1 pseudogene is annotated in these 633 nt (G+C 45.8%); it reads left to right on the forward strand.

Features of this window, described 5'->3' with window-relative positions:
• Positions 1–11: 11 nt before the first annotated feature.
• Positions 12–633, forward strand: a pseudogene (locus Xbed_RS20440) (IS1 family transposase); the annotation flags it as partial.

Consider the following 633-nt stretch of genomic DNA (forward strand, 5'->3'; position numbering starts at 1 on the left):
GGGGTCTAAAAATGACGGTGACGATAGAAGTGGCTTGCCGGTATTGTAACCAAACCGAATCGGTACGCAAACACGGAACAGGTAAAGCCGGATTTCCTCGCTATTATTGCAAGGATTGCCAAAAAACCTTCCAACTCAACTATCGTTACAACGGCCATAAGCCGGGTATGAAAGAAAAAATTGTCGATATGGCGATGAATGGCTCCGGTGTGAGAGACACGGGACGTGTTTTAAGTATCGGCATCAATACGGTCATGCGGACTTTAAAAAACTGTCGCCAAAACAGGTAACATCAAGGCAGGTTGTTTATGATGACGTCACCCCCATTTGTGAGCTGGATGAGCAGGGGTCTTTTGTGGGCAATAAAAAACAACGTCATTGGCTTTGGTATGCCTTTGATACAAAAAGAAAGTAGGTTATAGCCCATGTATTCGGTCCCCGAACGGATGCGACCTGCCGAAAACTGCCCGACTTATTAGCCCCTTTTCACATTCGTTTCATCACGACTGATGATTGGCGAAGTTACGCCAGAGAAGTCGAGCCAGAAAAGCATTTGGTGGGAAAAATTTTGACCCAACGTATCGAGCGGCATAATCTCAATTTGCGTATCCATATCAAACGGCTGGCAAGAAG

Source organism: Xenorhabdus beddingii (genome assembly GCF_002127545.1).
GTDB classification, from domain to species: domain Bacteria; phylum Pseudomonadota; class Gammaproteobacteria; order Enterobacterales; family Enterobacteriaceae; genus Xenorhabdus; species Xenorhabdus beddingii.